This window comes from Streptomyces sp. NPDC054863 (assembly GCF_053610825.1).
The window spans coordinates 1-6,460 of record NZ_JBSGZD010000386.1 but is presented as its reverse complement, the minus strand read 5'-3'; the positions used below and the strand labels follow the sequence as shown (position 1 = coordinate 6,460).

At 70.8% G+C, this 6,460-nt stretch carries 7 protein-coding genes; 3 read left to right on the top strand and 4 right to left on the bottom strand.

The window, feature by feature from the left end; translation table 11 throughout:
• Positions 1 to 109 precede the first annotated feature (109 nt).
• Entirely contained in the window at positions 110 to 985 is an 876-nt protein-coding gene (locus tag ACWGIG_RS35915; protein ID WP_453325905.1) for an alpha/beta fold hydrolase, read from the top strand.
• Here the strand turns inward: ACWGIG_RS35915 and ACWGIG_RS35910 are convergent.
• Positions 982 to 1,899, bottom strand: a complete 918-nt coding sequence (locus tag ACWGIG_RS35910; RefSeq protein WP_453325904.1) for an NYN domain-containing protein — start codon at positions 1,897 to 1,899, stop codon at positions 982 to 984. The two genes, ACWGIG_RS35915 and ACWGIG_RS35910, sit on opposite strands and share 4 nt — an antisense overlap.
• A gap of 212 nt (positions 1,900 to 2,111) precedes the next feature.
• On the opposite strand from ACWGIG_RS35910, the gene ACWGIG_RS35905 reads away from it, so the two are divergent.
• Positions 2,112 to 2,264 carry a hypothetical protein gene (locus ACWGIG_RS35905; RefSeq protein ID WP_453325903.1) on the top strand — a complete coding sequence of 51 codons (153 nt, stop codon included), beginning with the start codon at positions 2,112 to 2,114 and terminating at the stop codon, positions 2,262 to 2,264.
• Between the two features lie 101 nt (positions 2,265 to 2,365).
• Here the strand turns inward: ACWGIG_RS35905 and ACWGIG_RS35900 are convergent, their stop codons facing one another.
• From ACWGIG_RS35900 to ACWGIG_RS35890, 3 genes are all read right to left on the bottom strand, one after another.
• Entirely contained in the window at positions 2,366 to 2,971 is a 606-nt protein-coding gene (locus ACWGIG_RS35900; protein ID WP_453325902.1) for a MarC family protein, read from the bottom strand.
• A gap of 142 nt (positions 2,972 to 3,113) precedes the next feature.
• Positions 3,114 to 3,980 carry a PHP domain-containing protein gene (locus tag ACWGIG_RS35895; protein ID WP_453325901.1) on the bottom strand — a complete coding sequence of 289 codons (867 nt, stop codon included), beginning with the start codon at positions 3,978 to 3,980 and terminating at the stop codon, positions 3,114 to 3,116.
• A gap of 190 nt (positions 3,981 to 4,170) precedes the next feature.
• The gene (locus ACWGIG_RS35890) at positions 4,171 to 4,809 is read right to left on the bottom strand and encodes a DUF6758 family protein (RefSeq protein WP_453325900.1); all 639 of its coding nucleotides are present in this window, start codon (positions 4,807 to 4,809) and stop codon (positions 4,171 to 4,173) included.
• 190 nt (positions 4,810 to 4,999) lie between these two features.
• Here ACWGIG_RS35890 and ACWGIG_RS35885 point away from each other — a divergent pair, with 190 nt between their 5' ends.
• Positions 5,000 to 6,298 (top strand): MFS transporter, encoded by a 1,299-nt coding sequence (locus tag ACWGIG_RS35885; protein ID WP_453325899.1) that lies wholly within the window; start codon positions 5,000 to 5,002, stop codon positions 6,296 to 6,298.
• Positions 6,299 to 6,460: the final 162 nt, after the last annotated feature.

Genomic DNA, 6,460 nt, shown 5'->3' with positions numbered 1-6,460 from the left:
GTCCGGGGGCAGGCATTCCGGGGCGCGGGGAACTGCGCGACCCGCCACGACGCACCCGCGCGACGACCACCCTGCCCCACCGCCCCGAACCCGCCGGTAGCCTCAAGGCATGAGCAGGCCGTCGACCTTCACTCCGCCCTCCGGTGTCCGCGCCGTCCCCCTCCGCACCGAGCGCGGCACCTTCGCCGCGCTCGAAGCGGAGCCCGCCGGGCCGCCCCGTGGCACCGCCCTCCTCCTGCCCGGGTACACCGGCAGCAAGGAGGACTTCATCGCGATGCTGGTCCCGCTCGCCCGGTCCGGTTACCGCGCCGTCGCCGTGGACGGCCGCGGACAGTACGAGTCGGAGGGACCGACGGACAGTCAGCTCCCGTACGCACAGGCCGAGTTGGCGCGCGACGTCCTCGCGCAGGCCGCCGCCCTCGGCACCGGGCCCCGCCACCTCCTCGGCCACTCGCTCGGCGGCCAGATCGCCCGCGCGGCCGTGCTCACCGACCCCGCCCCCTTCCGCTCGCTGACCCTGATGTCGTCGGGTCCCGCCGAGGTGGATCCCTCGCAGCAGGAGAAGATCGCTCTTCTGACGCAGGCCTTCGCCGTCATGTCGATGGGCGAGGTCTGGGACGCGATGCAGGCCATGGAGACGCCCGTACCGGAGGAGACCACCGTCCAGGCGCGCGACCCGCAGCTGGAGGCGGCCCTCCGGCACCGCTGGCTGCTGCACAGCCCCGCGCAGCTCGCCGCGACCGGCCACCAGCTCTCCACCGAGCCCGACCGCGTCACCGAACTGCGGGAGGCCGGTCTCCCCCTGCACGTCGTGTCGGGAACCGTCGACGACACCTGGCCGATCCCCCTCGTCGACGACATGGCGGTCCGCCTCGGCGCCCACCGCACCGTGATCCAGGACGCGGGCCACTCCCCCAACACCGACCGCCCGGACGAGACCGCCCGGGCCCTGGCCGACTTCTGGGACCGGGTCCCCGGCGCCTAGTACTGCGACTGGAGGTGCTGCCAGAACCCGTCCCGCAGCGACCGCCGCAGGTCGGAGTGGCCGCGCAGCGACCGCTGGAGCATCCGCTCGGCCTCCACCAGCAGTTCCTGGTCGACCGGGCCGGGCAGGTAGGGGCGCCCCGGCAGCAGCTCGCCGAGCTCCTGCCTGCCCCGCTCGGACAGCCACTTCGCGGCGATCTGGGCGCCAAGGAAGCGCACGTCCTCGCGCTTCGGCGTCGGGCCGTTCTCCTGCTCGTACGTGGTGACCGGGCGGCGCGTGACGTACGGCTTGCAGAAGTCGAGGTCGAAGGTGCGCTGGCTGTCGACCTCCCAGAGCAGCGGTTCGGCCTGGTTGCGCCCTTCGCCCGCCTCGATGCCCCACAGGTGGACGCGCGCCCCGTACCCCTGGGCGGCCTCGACCGCCGAGACCAGGTCCTCGTCGCCGCCGACCAGGGCCGCGTCGCTGATCGCGCGGTGCCGGGCGAGTGACTCCAGATCCGTGCGGATCAGGGAGTCGACGCCCTTCTGCTGGTTGTTGGCGTTGAGGTTGCCGAGGCGGACCTTGACGTCAGGGAGCTCGGCGATGGTCTGCTGCTCGGTGGTGTGGATGCGGCGCCTGGCACCGTCGTACCAGTACACCCGCAGCAGTCGGCTGTCCGCGAAGATGATCCGCGCCTTGTCGATGAACGCCTCGATCAGCCCCTCCGCGTCCAGGTCGAAGGAGCGCCGGTCCTCGGTGCCGGTGACCAGCAGGCCCGCCGCCGCGTACACATAGCCCGCGTCCACGAAGATCGCGTGGGTGGAGGGGGTCTTGGCGACCTCCGCGAGCATGCGGGTGAGGAGCTCGTTGGTGCGGTCCAGGCGGGCGGAGATCCTGGCGGGGTCAGTGGGGCCCGAAGGCTGTGCGTCGTCCATACGCCGCCCATTCTCCGGGGCATCACAGGCACCGCACAAGCGGCGCTCCACCGATTGGTAGTTAGCCTCACGAAAATTTTCTTTAGTGTAGGGAATCTTTTCGGGAAGGGGGTCGTTGTAACCCTGTGGAACGCACGGGCCACCGGGCCCACGTGCACCCCACACATTCACCACAGTTCTCCTGCAGGAGGATCAGACGAAGGGAGAAGCGCATGCGCTTCGAAATCATGCGACTGGACGATGTCGACGGCACCGCCGTGGACAGCACGGTCGTGGACGCCGCCTCCGTCAACCGGATCGTGCAGCAGGCCGCCGCAATCGGCCAGCGCATCTACATCCGCCCGGCCGACTCCCCGGCCTCGTAACACGTACGACGTATCGATATGATTCTAAAAAGCGCCCCCGTGCAGTAGCTGCACGGGGGCGCTTGCCGTATCCGGGGCTACGGAGTCCGTGGCCCCGCAGCTCAGCTGCCCTGGATGACCTGCGTGACGCCGTTGATGATCTGCTGCACGGCGAGCGCGGAGAGCATCATGCCGGCCAGGCGCGTCACCAGCACCACACCGCCCTCCTTGATCACCCGGATGATCACCAGCGAGAAGCGCATCGCCAGCCACAGCACGAGGTGCATGGCGATGATCGCCGCCCAGACGGAGATCTGACCGGTGACGGTGTTCTGGTGCTGCACGGCGAGGATGACCGAGACGATCGCGCCGGGCCCGGCGAGCAGCGGCATGCCCAGCGGTACGAGGGCGACGTTGACGTCCTTGGTCTGGGTCGGCTCCTCGTTCTTGCCGGTGAGCAGGTCGAGCGCGATGAGCAGCAGGAGCAGACCGCCCGCGATCATCAGCGCGGGGGTGGTGATGTGCAGATAGTCGAGGATCTGCTGGCCGATGACGCCGAAGACGGCGATCACGCCGAAGGCGACGGCCACCGCCTGCCAGGCCATCCGGCGCTGCACCTTGGCGGGCCGGCCGGAGGTCAGACCGAGGAAGATCGGGGTGATCCCAGGGGGGTCCATAATCACGAAAAGCGTGAGAAAGAGGGATCCGAAGACGGCAAAGTCGAGCACAGTGAGGCCTTGCGGGAGAGGGCCGTGCCGACGGGCGCGGGGGCGCACGGGCACAGCTCGTTGCGGAACATGAGGGTTTTTGTTCGTACGGCACCAAAGAGCTCGATGCCGTCAGGCGCGCCAGTGAACCTGGGGACAGGCCCTACGCGCGCGGGCGTCCACCCGCACCGGGCACCGGGAAGGCGCCGGTCGCACGGCGGGTGATCTCGCCGTAGACGTCGGGGTGGGTGGTGTAGTCCCCGAGCCGGACGGTCTTGCGGCTGCCGTGGTAGTCGCTGGAGCCGGTGACGAGGAGGGCGTGCTCGGCGGCGAAGGCACGCAGCCGGGCGCGGTCGTCCTCGTCGTGGTCCATGTGGTCGACCTCGATGCCGTCGAGACCGGCGGCCGCCAGCTCGGCTATCGAGGTCAGCGGCACGGTGTCGCCGCGCTTGGCGGCGCCGGGGTGCGCGAAGACGGTGACGCCGCCGGCCGCCTTGACCAGGCGGACGGCGGTGAAGGGGTCGAGCTCGTGCTTGTCGACGTACGCCCGGCCGTCGTTGGCCAGCCACTCGGAGGTGAAGGCGGCGGAGACGTCCTCGACGACACCGAGTTCGACCATGGCCTCGGCGATGTGCGGGCGGCCGAGGGACGCGTCGCCCGCGATGGCGGCGACCCTGGCCCACTCGATCGGGACCCCGAGCTCCTGGAGCTTGGCCACCATGCCCTGCGCGCGCGGCACCCGGTCGTCGCGGACGAGCTCGCGCTCGCGGGCGAACTCGGGCTCCTCCGGGTCGAAGAGGTACGCCAGCATGTGCATGCCCGTGCCGTCGAGGCGGCAGGACAGTTCGGCGCCGGTGACGAGGGTCAGACCCTCGGGCAGTGCAGTGATCGCTTCGGCGTGGCCGCGCACCGAGTCGTGGTCGGTGAGGGCGACGACGTCGAGCCCCGCGGCGCGCGCGTTGCGGACCAGTTCCGCGGGGGTGTCCGTGCCGTCGGAGGCCGTGGAGTGGGTGTGCAGGTCGATGCGCACGACGCGTACTCCAGGGGCAGGACGGACAGAGGGGACGTTCAAGGGTAACTGGGATTCGAACATGCCCAGGTCGAGCGCCCGCGCACCCGGGCCGGAGCGGCAGGCGCGGTGACAACGCCCCTGCTCGGGCCGGGATGCGCGGCGACGGAGCTCCGGCTCAGGTCAGGATGCGCGGCGACAGCGCCCCGGCTCAGGTCAGGATGCGCGGCGACAGCGCCCCGCAGGGCAGCAGTTCCACTTCCGCCCCGGCGTCCCGCAGGTCGGTCAGGACGAGTTCGTCGTACATCATCAGGCCGGACTGCTCGGGCCAGACGATCGCCCACAGCCAGATCCCGCGCGCCTCTCCCGCGAAGACCGCGCGGTCCGTCGGCGTACCGGAGACGTGCCACATCGGGGTGGGGCGGCCGGATGCGAGGACCTTGGTCTGCGGGGGCTTCTCCATGGAGATGTGCGCGCCGGGGTCGGGGCCGTCGATGCCCGCGTACCGCGCACCGAGCCCGACACCCAACTCCTCGGCCACCAGCAGGAGTTCACCGAATCCGCCGAGCGGGCCAGGACCCGAGCAGGCGACGGCGGTGGCACGGCCGCCGGTGCTGTCGTCGCCCGCGTACGCGATCCCGCTGAACAACCAGCCGACCGGCAGCGGCCACGGCATCCAGACCGGGACGTGCGCACGGTTCACCGCGACGGCGAGGGCCTCGACGCTGGGCGGCAGTACCGGCTGCAGCGGATGCACGGCCCCGTGTACGGGACAGTGCCAGGAGTCGGCGAAAAGACCGGGCGCCCTGACCCGGCCTGCACACTTCGGGCAACTGGGTTCGCCCCTCATAGCGCCCAACAGTCCTCCCCGGTCGACGCCGCGTCAAGGACGATCACCCGTCCGGCGCGCGCCGCTTTCCGACGCTCCTTCCACTCTCCCCCGCCTCCCACCGGCCAAAACTAGATGTAACTTGCATTCATTAGGATCTCTAACTTATTGTTTGTATATCGCAACGATCTAGCGGAGAGCGAGAGAAGCCATGCGGCACGGTGAGGGCAAGGGAGAGGATCCCTTCAGCGAGGGCGAGGGCGACCGCGCGGGTACGGGCCCCGGCGACGGCACGGGTGCCGGCGCGGGCAGCCTCCTGCGCCAGCCGAAGGCGGTCTGGGCGACGGCAGGGGCGTCCGTCGTCGCCTTCATGGGCATCGGGCTCGTCGACCCGATCCTGCCGTCGATAGCCAAGGGCCTGAGCGCCTCCCCGAGCCAGGTCTCGCTCCTGTTCACCTCGTACTTCCTGATCACCGCCGTCGCGATGCTCGTCACCGGCTGGGTCTCCAGCCGCATCGGCGGCAAGAAGACGCTGCTGCTCGGGCTCGCGCTGGTGGTGGTCTTCGCCGCGCTGTCCGGCACGTCCGGATCGGTCGGCGAGCTGGTCGGCTTCCGGGCCGGCTGGGGACTGGGCAACGCGCTCTTCGTCTCCACCGCACTCGCCGTGATCGTCGGGGCGGCGGCCGGCGGCAGCGCCGCGGCGATCCTGCTGTACGAGTCGGCGCTCGGCCTCGGCATGGCGTGCGGCCCGCTGCTCGGCGCGGCACTCGGGAACGCGAGCTGGCGCTACCCGTTCTTCGGCACCGCGGCCCTGATGGCCATCGGCTTCCTCTGCATCGCCGCGTTCCTGAAGGAGCAGCCCAGGCCCGCGCGGAAGACCTCGCTCCTCGCCCCGCTCAAGGCGCTCGGCCACGGCGGTCTCGCCTCCGTCGCCGCGTCGGCCTTCTTCTACAACTACGCGTTCTTCACGATCCTGGCCTTCACGCCGTTCGTGCTGGACATGACGCCGTACAGGTCGGGCGCCGTCTTCTTCGCCTGGGGCCTGCTGCTCGCGGTCTTCTCGGTCCTGGTGGCCCCGCGGATGCAGCGGCGCTTCGGCTCGCTGCAGGTGCTCGGCGGCTCGCTGGTCCTGCTCGCCGCCGACCTGATCGTCCTGGGCTACGGCAACCACACCACCGCCGTCGTCGCCACGATCGTCTCCGGCGCCTTCATCGGTGTGAACAACACCGTCTACACGGAACTGGCGCTCGGCGTGTCGGACGCGCCCCGGCCGGTGGCCAGCGCGGGCTACAACTTCGTCCGCTGGTTCGCCGCGGCTGCCGCCCCCTTCCTCGCCCCGAAGATCGAGGAGTGGAGCAACATCCACGTCCCGTTCGTGGTCGCCGCGGTCACGGCGGTGCTCGGCGCGGTCGTCGTCCTGGTCCGCCGCAGGTCCCTGGCCCACGAGGCCGAGGAGCTCCGGCCGGTGCACGCCACCGAGGACGGCGTGACGGTCTTCGCCAACAACTGACGGCCTTCACGACTGCCGACACGACCACGACCACGGGCACGACCACGGGCACGGGCACGGCCACGGGCACAGCCACGGACTCAGCGACGCGCGGGCGCGGCCGTGCCCCAGGGTCGAATTTCAGTCCGTTTCCCGGCCCGGAGCCACAGCTCCGGGCCGGCC